At 60.7% G+C, this 489-nt stretch carries 2 protein-coding genes; both read right to left on the bottom strand.

Annotated features, from left to right (window positions below; genetic code table 11):
• On the bottom strand, window positions 1-227 hold a 227-nt coding region (locus tag ACFWMR_RS42640), incomplete at its 3' end, for a DUF732 domain-containing protein (protein WP_378382501.1).
• A gap of 44 nt (window positions 228-271) precedes the next feature.
• A partial coding sequence (locus ACFWMR_RS42635; protein WP_378382500.1) for a hypothetical protein occupies window positions 272-489 on the bottom strand: 218 nt, incomplete at its 5' end.

Raw genomic sequence — 489 nt, 5'->3', positions numbered from 1 at the left:
GACGCGAAGTTCTTGCCCGGCTCGACCAGCATCGGACACACGTCCTGGCCCATCTGGACGGCGGTGTTGGGGTCGCCGTAGCCCACCCCTGCGTTGTTCAGGGCGTTCAGGAACGAAGTATCGGTCGGATCGTTCGGCGCCGGGACCGGGTCGGCTTGCGCAGGGACTGCCAACGCGAGGGCGGCGGCGACGGCACCTGCGGTCGCCAGGAAGGCACGAGCGGCCATGTTGAGCTCCTCAGCTATCACGCAGAACCCTTACATCGCTCTGCTCACTTGGGCAACAGTTGTTTACCAGGGTCACAGGAACAACACGTTTCGATAAAGGTTCGCCCACTATGCGTTTCCTGTGCTGCTGCCGTGACTCCAGCATGCATGTCGACATGCATGCCACCAAGCTTGTCGCGATTGCTCCCCGGATAGTTACTAGCTTCGGGAACATCTCGGTGCAGGTGCAGAGTTGTGCTGAATGCAGTTGTGCCCTGAACCA

Origin of the sequence: Amycolatopsis thailandensis (assembly GCF_042723255.1) — a bacterium.
Lineage (GTDB): Bacteria > Actinomycetota > Actinomycetes > Mycobacteriales > Pseudonocardiaceae > Amycolatopsis > Amycolatopsis thailandensis.
The sequence above is the reverse complement of the archived record's forward strand: the minus strand, read 5'-3'. Positions and strand labels throughout refer to the sequence as shown.